A 16,260-nucleotide genomic window follows, 5' to 3' on the forward strand; every position below is an offset into this window, starting at 1 on the left:
CTGGTATGGGGTTTTCCGCATTTTTGGCCGCATTTTTTGGGTCTGCTTTCGGGGATCAATCCGGGATCAGGGGAGTCCGGACTCCCCTGCCCATGCGCATTGAATTCAGAGACGACCCGCGGCCTTGAGCGCGAGATAGGCGTCCGCCAGTGCAGGCGCCAGTTCCGATGGAGTCGCGTCCACGACGGTGACCCCACGGCGGCGCAACCGTTCGGCTGTTCGGGTGCGTTCGGCCTGGGCCTGGGCCGCAGCTGCTGCCTCGTACACCGCGTCAGTGCTTCCCCGAGCCGTCGCCATGCCGGCGATATGCGGATCGGCCACCGACGCCAGCAGCACCGTATGGCGCCGGGTGAGGCGGGACAGCACAGGCAGGAGCCCCTCTTCGACCGGGGCCGTGTCGAGGGTGGTCAGCAGGACGATCAGAGAACTGCGTGGCGCGGTGCGAAGGGCGGTGGCCGCGAGGCCACGCGCGTCCGTCTCCACGAGTTCCGGCTCCAGCGCCGCCATGGCGTCGACCAGGGACGGCAGGACTTCGCGTGCGGCACGACCTTGGACCAGGGCACGCACGCGGCGGTCGTAGGCGAGCAGGTCCACACGGTCGCCGGCCCGGGAGGCCAGGGCGGCCAACAGAAGCGCGGCATCCATGGCGGCGTCCAGGCGTGGGGTGTCGCCGACCCGGCCGGCCGAGGTGCGGCCCGTGTCCAGGACGAGCAGGATGTGGCGGTCCCGTTCCGGGCGCCATGTGCGCACCGCGACCGTGGTCTGGCGGGCCGTCGCGCGCCAGTCGATGGAGCGGGTGTCGTCCCCGGGGACGTAGTCACGCAGACTGTCGAACTCGGTGCCCTCGCCGCGGGTCAACACACTCGTGCGGCCGTCGAGTTCACGGAGACGGGCCAGTTTGGACGGAAGGTGCTTGCGGCTGGTGAAAGGCGGCAGGACCCGGACCGTCCATGGGACCTTGTGAGTGCCTTGACGGGAGAAGAGCCCGAGCGGGCCGTAGGAGCGGATCGTGACGCGGTCCGCGTGCCGGTCACCCCGGCGGGTGGGCCGTAGACGAGACGTCAGGCGACGGCGCTCGCCCGGAGGGACCGTCAGGCTGTGGCGGGACGCGGACATCTCGGTGCCGGGCTCCCAACTGCTGGGGGGCCAGGCGTCACGCACGCGGGCCCGCAGGGGGCGGCCGGAGGGGTTCGTGACGGTGAGCGTCACGTCGACGGGCTCGCCCAGGCGTACCGATGTGTCACCGGAACGGGTCAGACCCAGCCGTCGCACGGGCGCGGCCAGTGCGAAGTCGCAGGCACACGCCAGTGCGAGGGGGCCGTTGACGGCGATGATGCCCGTCCAGCCGGGCTCCCAGATGCCGACCGGGAGGGTGCCGAGTGCCGCCAGGAGGGCGGCGCGTCCGGTGAGTGCCATCAGCGGGGGACGGGGACGTGGGTGAGGATCGCGTTGATGACCGAGTCGGCGGTCACACCTTCCATCTCCGCCTCGGGACGGAGCTGGATGCGGTGACGGAGTGTCGGGAGAGCCAGCGCCTTCACGTCGTCGGGGATGACGTAGTCACGGCCCGTCAGCCAGGCCCAGGCGCGTGCGGTGGAGAGGAGCGCCGTCGCGCCGCGGGGCGACACACCAAGGGTGAGGGACGGGGATTCCCGGGTGGCACGGCAGATGTCCACGACGTAGGCGGCGATCTCCGGGGAGACCGTCGTCTTCGCGACGGCGGTGCGTGCGGCCTCGAGGTCGGCGGCGCTCGCCACGGGGCGTACGCCGGCGGCACGCAGATCGCGCGGGTTGAAGCCCGCGGCGTGCCGGGTGACGACGTCGATCTCGTCCTGTCGAGAGGGCAGAGGGACCGTCAGTTTCAGCAGGAAGCGGTCCAGTTGGGCTTCCGGGAGCGGATACGTGCCCTCGTACTCGACCGGGTTCTGTGTCGCCGCCACCAGGAACGGCTCGGGGAGCGGGCGCGGTGTGCCGTCGACCGTGACCTGGCGCTCCTCCATCGCTTCGAGGAGGGACGACTGGGTCTTGGGCGGCGTGCGGTTGATCTCGTCGGCGAGGAGCAGGTTGGTGAAGACCGGCCCGGGCTGGAAGGAGAACTCGGCGGTCCTGGCGTCGTAGACGAGGGAGCCCGTGACATCGCTCGGCATCAGGTCGGGCGTGAACTGGACGCGCTTGGTGTCGAGTTCGAGGGCGGACGCGAGGGCCCGGACCAGCAGTGTCTTGGCGACACCCGGCACCCCTTCGAGGAGAACGTGTCCACGGCAGAGGAGGGCGACGACGAGACCGGTCACGGCGGGGTCCTGGCCGACCACGGCTTTGGCGATCTCGGCGCGCAGGGCCTCCAGCGAGCCGCGGGCCGTGCCCGCGTCCCCTGCGTACCCGGCGTTGTCAGTGGTCGGGTCCATCATGGACGGCGTACCTCACTTTCGAGGGCGTCGAGTTGGTCGGCGAGGGCGATCAGGGCCGCGTCGTCGCCGGGCGGCGGGCCGAAGAGGAGCGAGTGCAGGGACGGTCCGTGGCCGTGGAGGTGCGCGGACAGCGCGGGGAGCAGGGCCTCGGGCGCATGCGCCTGGGTAAGGGGGATGCCCACGAGGGGGGCGAGTCGGGCGCGGGTGGCGGAGCGCAGGGCGTCGGCCGCACGGTCGCGGGCGTTGGCCTTGCGATAGAGGCGTGCGCGGCCTTCGACGGCTTCGGAGGCGCGGATCGCCACGGGGAGCTTTTCGGGGACGAGCGGGCCGAGACGGCGTGCCCGCCAGAGGGCGGCGACGGCCGCGGCGATGAAGAGTTGCAGCGTGCCCCAGAGCCAGCCCGTGGGCAGCAGGTCGAAGAAGCTCTTGTGGCCGGAATCCGTGGCCGAGGGGTCGGACAGCGAGGGGAGGTACCAGACCACATGGGAGCGGGAACCGAGCAGTTGGAGGGCGAGCGAGGCGTTGCCCTCCTTGTCGAGACGGTTGTTGTACAGGATGTCTGGCGAACCGAGAACAACGGTGTCGCCACTCCCCGAGACAGCCGGGAGACGCACCAGGGTGGGCAGCCCGTCGCTGGGGTAGCACGTCTCGGCGCGGGCGGCGTCCGCCACGTAGCGGACCCCGCCCGTGTCGGCGGTGCCCGCTCGCCGGGCCGCGGGCAGTCCGCAGTCCGGGTCCAGCGTCGAGTCGAAGCTGATGGCGGGGTCGGCCGAGATCCCGGGGGCGAGCGCGCCGACGGAGCTCGCGGGGGCGATGAGGATCATCCGGCCGCCGGAGTGCTGCATCGCCTGCTGCACCAGCCTCTGTTGACGGTTCGTCAACTGATCGGGCACGGCGATCAGCAGCGTGGTGTCGGGGCCGGCCGCGGTGCGGGCCTCGTCGAGGGTGGTGACGACGCGGGTGGACACCCCTCGGTCGGCGAGCAGGGCGGTGACGGCACGGCTTCCGTAGGGGTCGGCGGAGCGCGGGTCCAGGCGGCCGTTATGGGCGTCGGAGCGGACGACGGCGATCACCACAGCGCCGATCAGGAGGACCGTGACGGCGAGCAGGATGCCGCGTGCCCGGGTCCACACCTGGCGCGTGGTGGGCGAGACCGAGGTGGACGCGGGCGTGGCCTCGATGGTCATCCGGCGGCTCCCTGGCCTGCGTCGGGGGCCATGGCAGGGACGCTTCCTGCGAACTCGGGCCTGGTGTGCTCGAGGTCTTCGTCCAGGGTGGCCAGCCGGCGGTACGTTCCTTCGCCCGCGGCGCGGCCACCGTATGTGACGTCGTCGAAGTCACGGGCCGCGGCGCGCAGCCGGTCCGCGTGGTCCGGGAGGGTGCGGCCGGCTTCGGAGGCGGCTTCGTCGGCGGTACGGCCGGGCCGTACGTCGAGCAGGGCGCGTTCCTCCAGGGAGCGCACGATGGCGCGCATGCGTTCCTGGGCGGCCTGGCTCCAGTGGCCCTGGGCGGCATGCGCCTCGGCGGCCGCTCGATGTTCGGCGGCACTTCGGGGACGGTCGTCGAAGAGTGTCGCGGAGGTCGTGGTCGTGTGTCGCGGGGTGCCAAGGCGCCACCACAGGGCCCCGAGGACCGCGAGGACCGCCAGGACGATGACGACGAGGCCCAGCGCGCCGCCGGGCGTCGCGGTCGAGGCGGCATTGAAGAGCCGTTCGACCCAGTCCCAGAAGGCGTTCAGGGCGCGCTGCAGCAACCCCGGGTCGTTCTCGTGGTACATCCGCTTGGACAGCTCACGCCGGGCCGCCTCCCGCGCCGGGTCCCGCGAGATCGTCACAGGTGGTTCGTCGCCCGAGTGCCACAGCACCGGAACGACGTTCAGCACTCCCCCCGTCAGGCTCACCGCATCAGCTCCCGGGGGTGGCGCCCGGGGTCGCGGGGCCGTGCTCCGGGACCCCGGCCGCACGGGCCAGTTCGAGGTCGAGGGCTTCGCGCCGGATGCGCTGGTCGATGTAGAGCAGCACGGTCACGCCGGCACTGATCGGGAAGGTGAGCATGCGTCCGATCACCGAGCCGATCCCGCCGACGATGAGGAAAGTCCAGCCGACGCTGTCGGCGGTGCCGTTGAAAAAACCGCCGATGCCGTCGCCGCCGAGCGCTCCGGCGAGGAAGGCGAAGGGGACCACGACGAGCGACGCCACGATGCTCGCGATGATCTGGGCGAGCACCTGTATACCGGTGACCCGCCACCAGGAGCCCCGCACCAGCTTCACAGAGCGGCTCATCGCCTTGCGGATGCTCTGCTTCTCCAGCATCAGGGCGGGCGAGGCGAGCGAGAAGCGCATCACGATCCACACGGCGACGACACCACCCGCGACACCTCCGAGGACGGCCAGCGCGACGCCGGCAGACACCGACCCGGCCACCGCGACGATGATGCCGGGCAGCGCGCCCGCGGTGATGATGCCGACGGCGATGAGCGGCAGCAGGAGCGTGAGGCCCAGCAGCCTCAGCAACTGCGGGCGGGCGTCCCGCCAGGCCTCGGCGGTGGTCACCGGCCTGCCGAGCACGGCCCGGCTGGTGACGGTGGTGAGCAGGGCCGTGGCGACGATCGTCCCGAGCAGGGCGATGAGCGAGACGACGGCGGAGCTCAGCACGACGCTGCCCAGCGTGCGGCTCACTTCGCGGAAGGAGGCGTTGGGGTTGTTGAGCGTCTCCGTGGTGGCGCTGTCGTTCAGGACGAGCTTCTGGAGCAGGATGACGAGTGTCTCCGTGAGCACGGCGACGGTCAGCGAGATGCCGAGCACTGTGCGCCAGTGGGTGCGCATGGTGGAGACCGCGCCGTCGAGGATCTCGCCGACGCCGAGCGGGCGCAGCGGGATCACGCCGGGCTTGGCGGCGGGCGGCGGGCCCCAGGTTCCGCCCCAGGCCCCGTAGCCGCCGAAGCCACGGTCGGGACCGGGACCGCCCGAGCCGCCGTGTCCGGCGCCCTGGCCTCCGTAGCCGCCGGGAGTGGCGGGAGGGTAGCCGCCCCAGCCCGGGCCGGGTGGAGGAGGAGGCGGGGCTGCCTGGCCGGGCCCCTGAGGCTGGGGAGCGGTCCACTGGGCGGGCGGGGGCTGCTCCTTGGACCAGTTCGGTGGATGCGGCTGATCGGCACCGCTCTGGTCCGAAGGCTGCTTCGGGGGCTGCGCGCCGGAGGCGTCCGGCTGCCGCCCGTCGGAGGGGGCAGATCCGGGCGAGGCCCAGCCCGGAGTGTCTTCCATCATCGCTCCTTCACGGTGCCCGTCCGCGGGGCGCGGCGGCGAGTAGGCAGCCATCGTGCCACGCTGCGCTCGTCAGGGGACCGGGGGGAGAGCGTGCTGGATGCCTTCAATTGTCGGCCGGGTACGGGGCAGACTGACCGCATGGCTGATCAGTACGCGCAATTCGGCGAGGACAAGCAGTCGGCGGAGATACCCGTGATCCGCTGGGACCAGCCGCCCGAGGGGCCCGTGCTGGTGCTTCTCGACCAGAGAACGCTGCCCACGGACGAAGTCGAGCTCGTGTGCACGGACGCGCCGGCCCTGGTGGAGGCGATCCGCACCCTCGCCGTTCGGGGGGCGCCGGTGCTCGGGATAGCCGGGGCGTACGGCGTCGCGCTTGCCGCGGCGCGCGGTTTCGACGTGGACGAGGCCGCCGCCGCACTGGCGGGCGCGCGGCCCACCGCGGTGAACCTGGTCGTCGGCGTGCGCAGGGCCCAGGCCGCGTACCAGGCGGTGCTCGCCGACGGCGGCAGCCTGGAGCAGGCCGCCGAGGCGGCGCTCGCCGCGGCGCGGGCACTGCACCGGGAGGATGCCGAGGCGAGCGCGCGGATGGCGCGGCACGGGCTGGCCCTGCTGGACGAGCTGCTGCCGGGTGGCGGGCATCGGGTGCTCACGCACTGCAACACGGGAGCGCTGGTCTCCGGTGGGGAGGGCACGGCGTTCGCGGTGGCCCTCGCCGCGCACCGCGGGGGCCGGTTGCGCAGGCTCTGGGTGGACGAGACGCGTCCGTTGCTGCAAGGTGCTCGCTTGACGGCGTACGAGGCGGCCCGCAACGGGATGCCGTACACCTTGCTCACGGACAACGCGGCGGGCTCGCTCTTCGCGGCCGGGGAGGTGGACGCCGTACTGATCGGGGCGGACCGGATCGCCGCCGACGGTTCGGTGGCGAACAAGGTGGGGAGCTATCCGCTCGCGGTGCTGGCCAGGTATCACCATGTGCCGTTCGTCGTGGTGGCGCCGGTGACGACGGTGGATCCGCACACGCCGGACGGTGCGTCCATCGAGGTCGAACAGCGGGCCGGACACGAGGTGACGGAGGTCACCGTACCAAGGGCGCCGATGGCGGGAGCGGAAGCGGGAGGCGGAATACCGGTGGCACCTCTGGGGACCCAGGCGTACAACCCGGCGTTCGATGTGACGCCGCCCGAACTGGTGACGGCGATCGTCACCGAAGAGGGTGTCGTCTCGCCCGTGACTGCGGAGGCACTTGCTGCGCTGTGTGACAGGTCACGCCAGGTAAAGATTTAGTCAATGGGATGGTGTCGGCACGACCGACGAAAACGGTTCCTCCACCCGCGGCGATTCGGGAGAGGGGCCGTGACATCTTGGGTGCGAGTAGACCAGGGTCATCCTGACCTGCCTCGACCCGCAGCAGGCCGCTCGGACGCAGAAGCTGCGGAAAGGGCTGCTTCCTCCAGCGAAGCTACATAGGGATCCAGTTTCGCTGGACTCACCACCCACATGAGGCGTTCGATGCCTCGCTCCGACACATCGGCGGTCACCAGAGCCACCGCGTTTCCGCGGGCCGTGACCAGGGCGGCCGGCCTGCCGTTGGCCTCGACCCAGCGGATTTCCGTCTGGGGCCAGAAACGCGGTGAGTAGGCGACAAGGGTCTTGGAGACGTGTGGACGTCCGACGACCGGAATCTTGGCTGCCCCGCGCTTCCCTTCGCTGTCGGCGTAGCTGACCACGTCCGCCGTGAGAAGCTGCTCGAGCGCCGCCAGATCACCGGTCTGCGCCGCAGTGATGAACGCCTCCAGCAGGCGTCGGTGGTCGCTGGAACTGACCGGCGCTCTCCGTTCCGCCGACAGATGCTTGCGGGCGCGGCTGACCGCCTGGCGCGTATTGGTTTCGCTGGTTTCCAGGATGTCCGCGATCTGCTTGTACGGATAGTTGAAGGCTTCCCTGAGAACGTAGGCGGCCCGTTCCACGGGGTTCAGCTTCTCCAGGAGGAAGAGAACCGCCATGTCGAGTACCTCTGCCCGTTCCGCACCCAGCTGTGGATCCGTGCTGGTGTCCACCGGTTCCGGAAGCCACGGCCCGACGTAGGACTCACGCCGCACCCTGGCGGACTGAGCGCAGTTGATCGCCAGGCGGGTGGTGACCGTGGCCAGGAACGCTGCCGGTTCCCGGACGGTGGCGCGGTCGGTGTTCTGCCACCGCAGCCACGCCTCCTGGACGATGTCCTCGGCCTCCGCGGCACTGCCGAGCACGCGGTAGGCGATGCCGAACAGTCGGGGACGTACCGCCATGAAATCCCTCGTTGCCTGCTCAAGGGAGTCTGCGTCATGACCGGCGCACATGGGTAGCCTCCAGCTCTGGAACACCACGCTACAAGCCGTCACAGCAGGACGCGCGCCGTGATGTGCAAGGAACGCGCCCGTATCCGCAGTGAAAGGGACATCCGCTGGGGCGGACGCCCTCTCAGAGCCGCTGCCTGACGCATAATCCCAGACCGTGAGATTCGGGGAGGCGGCCCGTCGTACCCAAATATCAGGTGGTTCGCCGCGCCGTCTCGGCACTACGGTCCGCCCATGATCGATGCCCCCGAGCCCCCGGACACCCTGACCGACACCCGCGAACTGCTGCTCGCCTGCCTCGACCCCCCTCCGGCTGGACCCCGCTCGCCTTGCTCAAGCATCTCGTATTCGTGGAACGGCGGTGGCTGCGCTGGGGGTTCGCAGGCGAGCACGTGGATCCGAGCTGGGGTGAGAACGACCCCGACGAGGCTGTCCCGAGCCGGTGAACGTTCCCGGTCAGGAAACCTGGATTCTCGGCTCGACGCCCGTCGATGACGTTCCCTGCGCCTCAGGAGGCACCGTGTCCTGCGCCCCGCTGACGCGCACGATCGCCATGCGGACGCCGGCGACATCCGTCACGGACATCAACGTCCGCGAACGAGGGCAGACAGTGACGGTCGCGTACGACTATCGTCACAGGCCAGTGACCCTGCTCACCAGCGCGTCGGTCGCCGTTATGAGAATGGGATGATGTCGTTTATGAAGGGACGAGTCCTTGTCGTCGACGACGACACAGCACTGGCCGAGATGCTCGGCATCGTGCTGCGAGGTGAAGGTTTTGAGCCGTCTTTCGTAGCCGACGGCGACAAGGCGCTGGCCGCCTTCCGTGAGACCAAGCCCGACCTGGTGCTGCTAGACCTGATGCTGCCCGGGCGGGACGGCATCGAGGTGTGCCGCCTGATCAGGGCGGAGTCCGGCGTGCCGATCGTGATGCTCACGGCCAAGAGCGACACCGTCGATGTGGTGGTGGGTCTGGAGTCGGGCGCGGACGACTACATCGTGAAGCCGTTCAAGCCGAAGGAGCTGGTGGCCCGCATCCGGGCGCGGCTGCGCAGGTCGGAGGAGCCGGCACCCGAGCAGCTCGCCATCGGCGACCTCGTCATCGACGTGGCCGGTCACTCCGTGAAGCGGGACGGGCAGTCGATCGCGCTGACGCCGCTGGAGTTCGATCTGCTGGTGGCGCTGGCGCGCAAGCCGTGGCAGGTGTTCACCCGCGAGGTCCTGCTGGAGCAGGTCTGGGGCTACCGTCACGCGGCGGACACCCGGCTTGTCAACGTTCACGTCCAGAGGCTGCGCTCCAAGGTGGAGAAGGATCCGGAGCGGCCGGAGATCGTGGTGACCGTTCGTGGCGTCGGTTACAAGGCCGGACCCAGCTGACATGTTCCGCGACAGCGCCGTTTCGGCGCCCGGTCGGCCGGGCGCCCGGCCGGGGCGGCCTGTCGGTCGGGGACGGTTCTTCGAGGGCGGGCTGCTCCAGGGCGGAGTCCAGGGCAGCCCGGTCCTCCGGCTCGTCATGCGCTGGGTGCGCCGTCCGCTGCTGCCGGTGATGCGGCTGTGGCGGCGCAACATCCAGCTCAAGATCGTCGTCACGACGCTGCTGATGTCGCTCGGTGTGGTGCTGCTGCTGGGCTTCGTCGTCATCGGACAGGTCCGCAACGGTCTGCTGGACGCGAAGGTGAAGGCGTCGCAGAGTCAGGCCGCGGGCGGCTTCACGGTCGCCGGGCAGAAGGCCGACAGCGCGGCCAGCGCGAGCGGCGGCGACGACAATTCGGGCGGCAACAACCCCGTCCAGAACATCAGCGGGTGGATGGGCGACCTCGTCGAGTCGCTCTCCAGCGGTGGCCAGGGCGCCTTCGACGTGGTCACCCTCAGCACCTCCGCCGCGGACAACGACAACCGCGGACTCGGCCCTCGCGCGTCGGGCGGGGTGGACCCGAGGCAGAGCGTTCCGGAGGACCTGCGCAGGCGTCTGGACGCCGGTCTGGGCGTGGCCCAGAGCTACACCCGCATCGTGTACACGGACAGCGACCGCGATCCGCAGCCCGGGCTCATCATCGGCAAGCAGATCAACGACCCGAACGGGGATCCGTACCAGCTGTACTGCCTCTTCCCGCTCACGCAGGAGGAGAAGTCTCTGAGCCTGGTCAAGGGGACGCTGGCGACGGCCGGGCTCTTCGTGGTCGTGCTTCTCGGAGCCATCGCCTGGCTCGTGGTGCGCCAGGTCGTCACACCGGTGCGGATGGCCGCGGGCATCGCCGAGCGCCTGTCCGCCGGCCGTCTGCAGGAACGCATGAAGGTCACCGGTGAGGACGACATCGCCCGCCTGGGCGAGGCCTTCAACAAGATGGCGCAGAACCTGCAGCTGAAGATCCAGCAGCTGGAGGACTTGTCGCGGATGCAGCGGCGGTTCGTGTCCGACGTCTCGCACGAGCTGCGTACGCCGTTGACGACGGTGCGGATGGCGGCCGACGTCATCCACGAGGCGCGCGCCGACTTCGACCCGGTGACCGCGCGCTCGGCGGAACTGCTCGCCGACCAGCTGGACCGGTTCGAGTCACTGCTCGCTGACCTGCTGGAGATCAGCCGCTTCGACGCGGGAGCGGCGGCACTGGAGGCGGAGGCGATCGATCTGCGGGACGTCGTGCGCCGGGTGGTGAGCGGGGCCGAGCCGCTCGCGGAGCGCAAGGGCACGCAGATCCGCGTCGTCGGTGACCAGCAGCCCGTCGTGGCCGAGGCCGATGCCCGGCGTGTCGAGCGTGTGCTGCGCAACCTCGTGGTCAACGCGGTCGAGCACGGCGAGGGCAAGGACGTCACCGTCAAGCTCGCCAGTGCGGGCGGCGCGGTCGCGATCGCGGTGCGCGACTACGGAGTGGGACTCAAGCCCGGCGAGGCCACCCGGGTCTTCAGCCGCTTCTGGCGGGCCGACCCGGCACGGGCCCGCACCACCGGCGGTACAGGACTGGGACTGTCCATCGCGCTGGAGGATGCGCGCCTGCACGGCGGCTGGCTGCAGGCGTGGGGCGAGCCGGGCGGGGGTTCACAGTTCCGGCTGACGCTGCCGCGGACCGCCGACGAGCCGCTGCGTGGCTCCCCCATACCGCTGGAGCCCCTGGACTCCCGGCGCAACCGCGGGCTCAACGACGCCGGTCTGCCCCACGGCACGGACGGCAAGCTCGCCACGGTGCCGAGGCAGTCCACCGGTGAGAAGGTGTCGCCGCGCGATCCGATCGCGGCGCGGCCGGCCACGGTGACGCCCATGGCCGACCCGACCGCGCTGCCCGGCAACGGCGCGCGGGTGGTGCCGCGGCCGGCCGCGCCCGCGCAGCATCACGACGACAGCACACAGGAGGCACCGCTCGGTGGCGGGCCGGACGAACGGAAGCAAGGGGAGACGTTTCGTGGGCGCTGAGGGGGGCGGCCGACGGCGTGCGCTGCGCACGGGGGTGTTCACCGGTTGCGGTGTCGTGCTGCTGGCAGGGTGTGCCTCCATGCCGGACAGCGGGGGACTGAGCGGTGTCGAGTCCACGCCGCGGCAGGACACCCAGGTGCGCGTCTTCGCCGTGCCGCCGCGCGAGAACGCAGGGCCCGCGGAGATCGTGCAGGGCTTCCTCGAGGCACTGACCAGTGACGACCCGAAGTATGAGACGGCCCGCGAGTATCTGACCGACGGTGCGCGCCGCAGCTGGAACCCGGACGCGGCCACCACCGTGCTCTCCGACGGGCCGAACCCCGTGTCCACCCACCCCGGGAGCCGGGAGGCGGAGGACGATTACGCGTACGCGCTGACCGGAAGCAGGCTCGCCGTCGTGGACTCGCAACACGCGTACGCGCCGGACGCGGGTCCGTACAGCACATCGGTGCACCTCACGCTGGAGAAGAAGACCAACCAGTGGCGCATCGACTCGCTGCCGCAGGGCGTGGTGATGGGCAAGTCCGACTTCCAGCGCAACTACGTGTCGGTCAACAAGTACTACTACGCCTCGAACGTGGCCGCTGCGGCGAGCGGTCAGCTGAGCACCGTCGCGGACCCGGTGTATGTGCGCAGCAAGGTGGATCCGGTGACGTCGATGGTCCGCTCGCTGCTGGCCGGGCCCACGCGCTGGCTGGACCCGGTGGCGACGTCGAGCTTCCCCTCCGGCACGGCGCTCGGGAAGGGCGTCACCTCGCTGTCGCCGGACGACCAGAACAAGTTGACGGTGCCGCTCAACGACAAGGCCGACCGGGTCGGGTCGACGCAGTGCACCAGGATGGCGGCGCAGCTGCTGTTCACGCTCCAGGACCTGACGCCCACCGGTGTGAGCCAGGTCGCGTTGCAGCGGTCGAACGGCAGGAAGCTGTGCGAGCTGAACGAGGACCATGCCGAGATCATCGCCTCGCACGGCCCGGGCAGGCGGCCGGAGTACGAATACTTCCTCGATGGCAAGCAGCGGCTCGTCCGCATGTCCGGCGGCAGCTCCTCCAAGGACCCGGAGCCGGTACCGGGCGCCCTGGGCGAGGGCACGAAGAAGCTGCGGGCGGCCGCCGTCTCGCGGGACGAGGAGCGGGCGGCCGGGGTCTCGGCCGACGGGCGGAACCTGTACGTGGGGTCGCTGGTGTCGGGGGCCTCGCTCGGGGACCCGGTGCTGACCAGCCAGGGCGCTTTGCCGGCCGACCGGCTGACGACGCCGAGCTGGGACGGCGGAGGCGACCTGTGGGTGGCCGACCGCGACCCGAAGCGGCCCCGGCTGGTGATGCTGCAGCAGGGCGCGGGCGAACCGGTGGACGTGAGCACGCCAGGCCTCGACGGGCGCATCGGCGCGGTGCGGGTGGCTGCCGACGGCGTGCGGATCGCATTGATCGTGGAGCGGGGCGGGAAGACGTCTCTGCAGATCGGACGCGTCGAGCGGGACGAGGGGACCGGCGGGCGGCGTGCCGTGTCGATCCTGGAACTGCATTCGGTGGCTCCGCAATTGGAGGAGGTCACGGCCATGTCGTGGGCCGGGGACAGCCGGCTCGTGGTGGTCGGGCGCGAATCCGGCGGGGTGCAGCAGCTGCGGTATGTGCAGGTCGACGGCTCCACGCCCCCGGGCATTCCGCCGGCCTCGCTCACGGGCGTCAGGCAGATAGCGGCGTCGGAGGACGAGCGTATGCCGCTGGTGGCGTACTCCGAGGACGGGATCGTGCGCCTGCCGGTCGGGGCCCAGTGGCAGAAGGTGGTCAAGGTGGGGACGGCCCCCGTCTACCCGGGGTGAGCCGTGCAGGCCTGCCCGTGCCCCGGACGGCGTGATCTCCACGCCGTCCACGAGCCGGTCGGCGTGCGCCCGCCCGTTGTCCACAGGCGGGGTTGTCCACAGGCCTGGCACGTCGTCGCGGGCGTTGGCACAGTGGTGGTCATGCGGGGGTGGTGGCACGACCTCACCGACCTGGTGCTGCCGGCCGACTGCGGTGGCTGCGGCAGGCCACGCACCGTGCTGTGCCCGGAGTGCCGCGCGGCACTCCACGGAAGGGCACCGCGCCGGGTGCGACCGGTACCGGAGCCGGCGGGACTGCCCGTGGTGCACGCTGCGGCGGCGTACGAGGGCGCCGTACGCGCCATACTCCTGGCGCACAAGGAGCGCGGCGTACTGCCGCTGGCGCGCCCCCTGGGGACGGCCCTGGCGGGGGCCGTACGGAGGAGGCTGGCCGCGTGCGGGTCGGGGTCCGGGGCTGTGGAGGCCGGCGGTCGCCCGGCATCCTCCGGGACCGGCGGTGGTCAGGTGCCCGTACTGCTTGTGCCCATGCCCTCCTCGCGACGGGCCGTGCGGGCGAGGGGACACGATCCCGCGCGGCGGATCGCGTTCGCGGCGGCGGGGGATCTGCGCAGAAGCGGGACGGCAGCCCGGGTGGCGGCCGTACTGCGGCACCGGCGGGCCGTGGCCGACCAGGCAGGACTGGACGCACGGCAGCGACTGGCCAACCTCGCGGGCGCGCTGGAGGTGGCCGGCGCGGGTGTGGCGCTGCTCGCGGGCGGCCGGGTCGTTCTCGTCGACGACCTGATGACCACGGGCGCCTCGCTGGGGGAGGCCGCGCGTGCGGTCCGCACGGCGCTCGCCGACGCACGGACGGCGGACACGGAGGTGTATGCACGTGTGGCTGGGGAAGCAAGGGGGGAACGGAGAGCAATACGGATGGTTGCACCGGCGCACCGGACGCCAGTGCCGCAAGGAATGGCCACTGGGAACGGCCTCGGAGACTGGATCTGCGCGGCGGTGGTCGCCGCCTCGCCGGAATCTTTCGAAATGAACCGGGACTGACTGAGAACGTGCATTGCTGCAGGTCATGGGTAGGTCAATTCACCTGAATGGAGGTACGCGGCAGTAGAGGGTGACGACATCCGGCCGGGCGAGATATGTTCGGTTGTGAGGGAAAGGCGCGAGCCATCCCTCGCTTATTCCATTGCCTTGCTGCGGGTTTTCTGCAATCACCCGCAGTGGTGAGGTGGAGATCTCGCCCACGGGGGAGGAGGAGGTGGACGTCACCGAGTCCGGGGCTCCGGTGGTCACTGGAGCCTGGTGCACAAGGGAGATGCTCCGCCAGGGATGCGGAGCGATCCGGGAACGGAGTTCTGCGTGGACATCGTCGTCAAGGGCCGCAAGACCGAGGTGCCCGAGCGGTTCCGGAAGCACGTGGCCGAGAAGCTGAAGCTGGACAAGATCCAGAAGCTGGATGCCAAGGTGATCAGCCTCGATGTCGAGGTGTCCAAGGAGCCCAACCCCCGGCAGGCCGACCGCTCCGACCGAGTGGAGATCACGCTCCGCTCCCGCGGTCCGGTGATCCGGGCGGAGGCAGCGGCCAGCGATCCGTACGCGGCACTCGACCTCGCGGCGGAGAAGCTCGAGGCCCGGCTGCGCAAGCAGCACGACAAACGCCACACCCGCCGCGGAGTCCGTAGGCTCACGGCAGCCGAGGTGCCCGACCACGTCCCGGGTGCGGTGACCCTCAACGGCAACGGCGGAGTCGTGTCGGAGGAAGAGCCGGAGGGTGTGCCGACGAAGAAGATCGGATCGCTCGAGGTGAAGGGCGAAGGCCCCCTCGTCGTCCGGGAGAAGACCCATGTCGCGGCTCCGATGTCGCTCGATCAGGCGCTCTACGAGATGGAGCTGGTCGGGCACGACTTCTATCTGTTCGTCGACTCCGAGACCAAGCAGCCCAGCGTCGTCTACCGACGGCACGCGTACGACTACGGCGTCATCCACCTGAGCACCGACCAGATGGTGGCTCAGGCGCAGACGGCCGCCCCAGGTGGAGCGCTCGGTGGCTGATCCCGCCGGGTGAATGCGGTAACCGGTGCCCCTGGCGAGCTGTGCGCCCCCAGGGGCACCGGTGTGCGACCACTTCGCGCCGTGCTTCGTCACCGGAGTGTCGCCCGGGCATGGAATCATGGCGGCAACGGCTCAACCGGTGGGCCGTTGCCTTGGGTTGGCGATGGCAAAGGACCACAGGCCACAGCCTTCAGGGGGAGGAACGATGGCGGACAGCTTCGGACCGATGCGAGACGAGGATGCCGACGACGGCGTCGTCGGCATGGGCCCGGAGGGGGGCTCTGCACGCAAGGAGCCCATCCGCGTCCTTGTCGTGGACGACCACGCCCTCTTCCGCCGCGGACTGGAGATCGTGCTCGCGGCCGAGGAGGACATCCAGGTCGTCGGCGAGGCGGGCGACGGCGCGGAAGCGGTCGACAAGGCGGCCGACCTGCTTCCCGACATCGTGCTGATGGATGTGCGGATGCCCAAGCGCGGCGGGATCGAGGCGTGCACCTCCATCAAGGAGGTGGCGCCCAGCGCGAAGATCATCATGCTGACCATCAGCGACGAAGAGGCCGATCTCTACGACGCGATCAAGGCCGGGGCGACCGGTTACCTCCTCAAGGAGATCTCCACGGACGAGGTGGCCACGGCCATCCGTGCGGTCGCCGACGGGCAGTCGCAGATCAGCCCGTCCATGGCGTCGAAACTTCTCACCGAGTTCAAGTCGATGATCCAGCGGACCGACGAACGCCGACTGGTTCCGGCGCCGCGGCTGACCGACCGGGAGTTGGAAGTCCTCAAGCTCGTCGCCACGGGAATGAACAACCGGGACATCGCCAAGGAGTTGTTCATCTCCGAGAACACCGTGAAGAACCATGTGCGCAACATCCTGGAGAAGCTGCAACTGCACTCCAGGATGGAGGCCGTGGTCTACGCGATGCGGGAGAAGATCCTCGAAATCCGCTAGCGGGACGGGCCCCAGACGATC

14 protein-coding genes are annotated in these 16,260 nt (G+C 70.5%); 8 read left to right on the plus strand and 6 right to left on the minus strand.

What is annotated here, in order from left to right; all coding sequences use genetic code 11:
• Nucleotides 1–105: 105 nt before the first annotated feature.
• Genes VXC91_RS22410 through VXC91_RS22430 form a run of 5 tightly spaced genes read right to left on the minus strand, consistent with a single transcriptional unit; the run spans nucleotide 106 to nucleotide 5,668 of the window.
• Nucleotides 106–1,416, minus strand: a complete 1,311-nt coding sequence (locus VXC91_RS22410) for a DUF58 domain-containing protein (RefSeq protein ID WP_329509100.1) — start codon at nucleotides 1,414–1,416, stop codon at nucleotides 106–108.
• Nucleotides 1,416–2,405 (minus strand): AAA family ATPase, encoded by a 990-nt coding sequence (locus VXC91_RS22415; protein WP_329509122.1) that lies wholly within the window; start codon nucleotides 2,403–2,405, stop codon nucleotides 1,416–1,418. Before VXC91_RS22415 ends, VXC91_RS22410 begins: the two co-directional genes overlap by 1 nt.
• Nucleotides 2,405–3,595, minus strand: a complete 1,191-nt coding sequence (locus VXC91_RS22420; protein WP_329509101.1) for a DUF4350 domain-containing protein — start codon at nucleotides 3,593–3,595, stop codon at nucleotides 2,405–2,407. Before VXC91_RS22420 ends, VXC91_RS22415 begins: the two co-directional genes overlap by 1 nt.
• Nucleotides 3,592–4,308, minus strand: a complete 717-nt coding sequence (locus tag VXC91_RS22425; RefSeq protein ID WP_329509102.1) for a DUF4129 domain-containing protein — start codon at nucleotides 4,306–4,308, stop codon at nucleotides 3,592–3,594. Before VXC91_RS22425 ends, VXC91_RS22420 begins: the two co-directional genes overlap by 4 nt.
• A gap of 4 nt (nucleotides 4,309–4,312) precedes the next feature.
• Complete coding sequence (locus VXC91_RS22430; RefSeq protein WP_329509103.1) at nucleotides 4,313–5,668, minus strand: glycerophosphoryl diester phosphodiesterase membrane domain-containing protein; 1,356 nt, start codon at nucleotides 5,666–5,668, stop codon at nucleotides 4,313–4,315.
• 141 nt (nucleotides 5,669–5,809) lie between these two features.
• Between VXC91_RS22430 and mtnA the strand changes: the two genes are divergently transcribed.
• Nucleotides 5,810–6,955 (plus strand): S-methyl-5-thioribose-1-phosphate isomerase, encoded by a 1,146-nt coding sequence (gene mtnA, locus VXC91_RS22435; RefSeq protein WP_329509104.1) that lies wholly within the window; start codon nucleotides 5,810–5,812, stop codon nucleotides 6,953–6,955.
• Nucleotides 6,956–7,053: 98 nt separating this feature from the next.
• Here mtnA and VXC91_RS22440 read toward each other — a convergent pair whose 3' ends face one another.
• Nucleotides 7,054–8,010, minus strand: a complete 957-nt coding sequence (locus VXC91_RS22440) for an RNA polymerase sigma-70 factor (protein ID WP_329509105.1) — start codon at nucleotides 8,008–8,010, stop codon at nucleotides 7,054–7,056.
• A 194-nt stretch (nucleotides 8,011–8,204) separates the two neighbouring features.
• Between VXC91_RS22440 and VXC91_RS22445 the strand changes: the two genes are divergently transcribed.
• The 7 genes from VXC91_RS22445 (at nucleotide 8,205) to VXC91_RS22475 (ending at nucleotide 16,239) form a co-directional block, all read left to right on the plus strand.
• Nucleotides 8,205–8,453 carry a mycothiol transferase gene (locus VXC91_RS22445; protein ID WP_329509106.1) on the plus strand — a complete coding sequence of 83 codons (249 nt, stop codon included), beginning with the start codon at nucleotides 8,205–8,207 and terminating at the stop codon, nucleotides 8,451–8,453.
• A gap of 241 nt (nucleotides 8,454–8,694) precedes the next feature.
• Nucleotides 8,695–9,384, plus strand: coding sequence for a two-component system response regulator MtrA (mtrA, locus tag VXC91_RS22450; RefSeq protein ID WP_015659998.1), 690 nt, complete (start codon nucleotides 8,695–8,697; stop codon nucleotides 9,382–9,384).
• A 1-nt stretch (nucleotide 9,385) separates the two neighbouring features.
• Nucleotides 9,386–11,416 (plus strand): MtrAB system histidine kinase MtrB, encoded by a 2,031-nt coding sequence (gene mtrB, locus VXC91_RS22455; protein ID WP_329509107.1) that lies wholly within the window; start codon nucleotides 9,386–9,388, stop codon nucleotides 11,414–11,416.
• On the plus strand, nucleotides 11,406–13,238 hold the full coding sequence (locus VXC91_RS22460; RefSeq protein WP_329509108.1) for an LpqB family beta-propeller domain-containing protein: 1,833 nt from the start codon (nucleotides 11,406–11,408) through the stop codon (nucleotides 13,236–13,238). The genes mtrB and VXC91_RS22460 overlap by 11 nt, the downstream gene beginning before the upstream one ends.
• Before the next feature lie 141 nt (nucleotides 13,239–13,379).
• Nucleotides 13,380–14,279 carry a ComF family protein gene (locus VXC91_RS22465; RefSeq protein WP_329509109.1) on the plus strand — a complete coding sequence of 300 codons (900 nt, stop codon included), beginning with the start codon at nucleotides 13,380–13,382 and terminating at the stop codon, nucleotides 14,277–14,279.
• Nucleotides 14,280–14,594: 315 nt separating this feature from the next.
• On the plus strand, nucleotides 14,595–15,287 hold the full coding sequence (gene hpf, locus VXC91_RS22470; protein ID WP_408057441.1) for a ribosome hibernation-promoting factor, HPF/YfiA family: 693 nt from the start codon (nucleotides 14,595–14,597) through the stop codon (nucleotides 15,285–15,287).
• 205 nt (nucleotides 15,288–15,492) lie between these two features.
• Complete coding sequence (locus VXC91_RS22475) at nucleotides 15,493–16,239, plus strand: response regulator transcription factor (protein WP_329509111.1); 747 nt, start codon at nucleotides 15,493–15,495, stop codon at nucleotides 16,237–16,239.
• Nucleotides 16,240–16,260 lie beyond the last annotated feature (21 nt).

The sequence above is a fragment of the Streptomyces chiangmaiensis genome (genome assembly GCF_036281785.1).
In the GTDB taxonomy this organism is placed as follows: Bacteria; Actinomycetota; Actinomycetes; order Streptomycetales; family Streptomycetaceae; genus Streptomyces; species Streptomyces chiangmaiensis.

Coding starts and splice junctions, on each gene's coding strand:
- VXC91_RS22410 (WP_329509100.1), bottom strand. CDS start 1,416: ATGGCACTCACCGGACGCGCCGCCCTCCTGGCGGCACTCGGCACCCTC.
- VXC91_RS22415 (WP_329509122.1), bottom strand. CDS start 2,405: ATGGACCCGACCACTGACAACGCCGGGTACGCAGGGGACGCGGGCACG.
- VXC91_RS22420 (WP_329509101.1), bottom strand. CDS start 3,595: ATGACCATCGAGGCCACGCCCGCGTCCACCTCGGTCTCGCCCACCACG.
- VXC91_RS22430 (WP_329509103.1), bottom strand. CDS start 5,668: ATGGAAGACACTCCGGGCTGGGCCTCGCCCGGATCTGCCCCCTCCGAC.
- mtnA (WP_329509104.1), top strand. CDS start 5,810: ATGGCTGATCAGTACGCGCAATTCGGCGAGGACAAGCAGTCGGCGGAG.
- VXC91_RS22440 (WP_329509105.1), bottom strand. CDS start 8,010: ATGTGCGCCGGTCATGACGCAGACTCCCTTGAGCAGGCAACGAGGGAT.
- mtrA (WP_015659998.1), top strand. CDS start 8,695: ATGATGTCGTTTATGAAGGGACGAGTCCTTGTCGTCGACGACGACACA.
- mtrB (WP_329509107.1), top strand. CDS start 9,386: ATGTTCCGCGACAGCGCCGTTTCGGCGCCCGGTCGGCCGGGCGCCCGG.
- VXC91_RS22465 (WP_329509109.1), top strand. CDS start 13,380: ATGCGGGGGTGGTGGCACGACCTCACCGACCTGGTGCTGCCGGCCGAC.
- VXC91_RS22475 (WP_329509111.1), top strand. CDS start 15,493: ATGGCGGACAGCTTCGGACCGATGCGAGACGAGGATGCCGACGACGGC.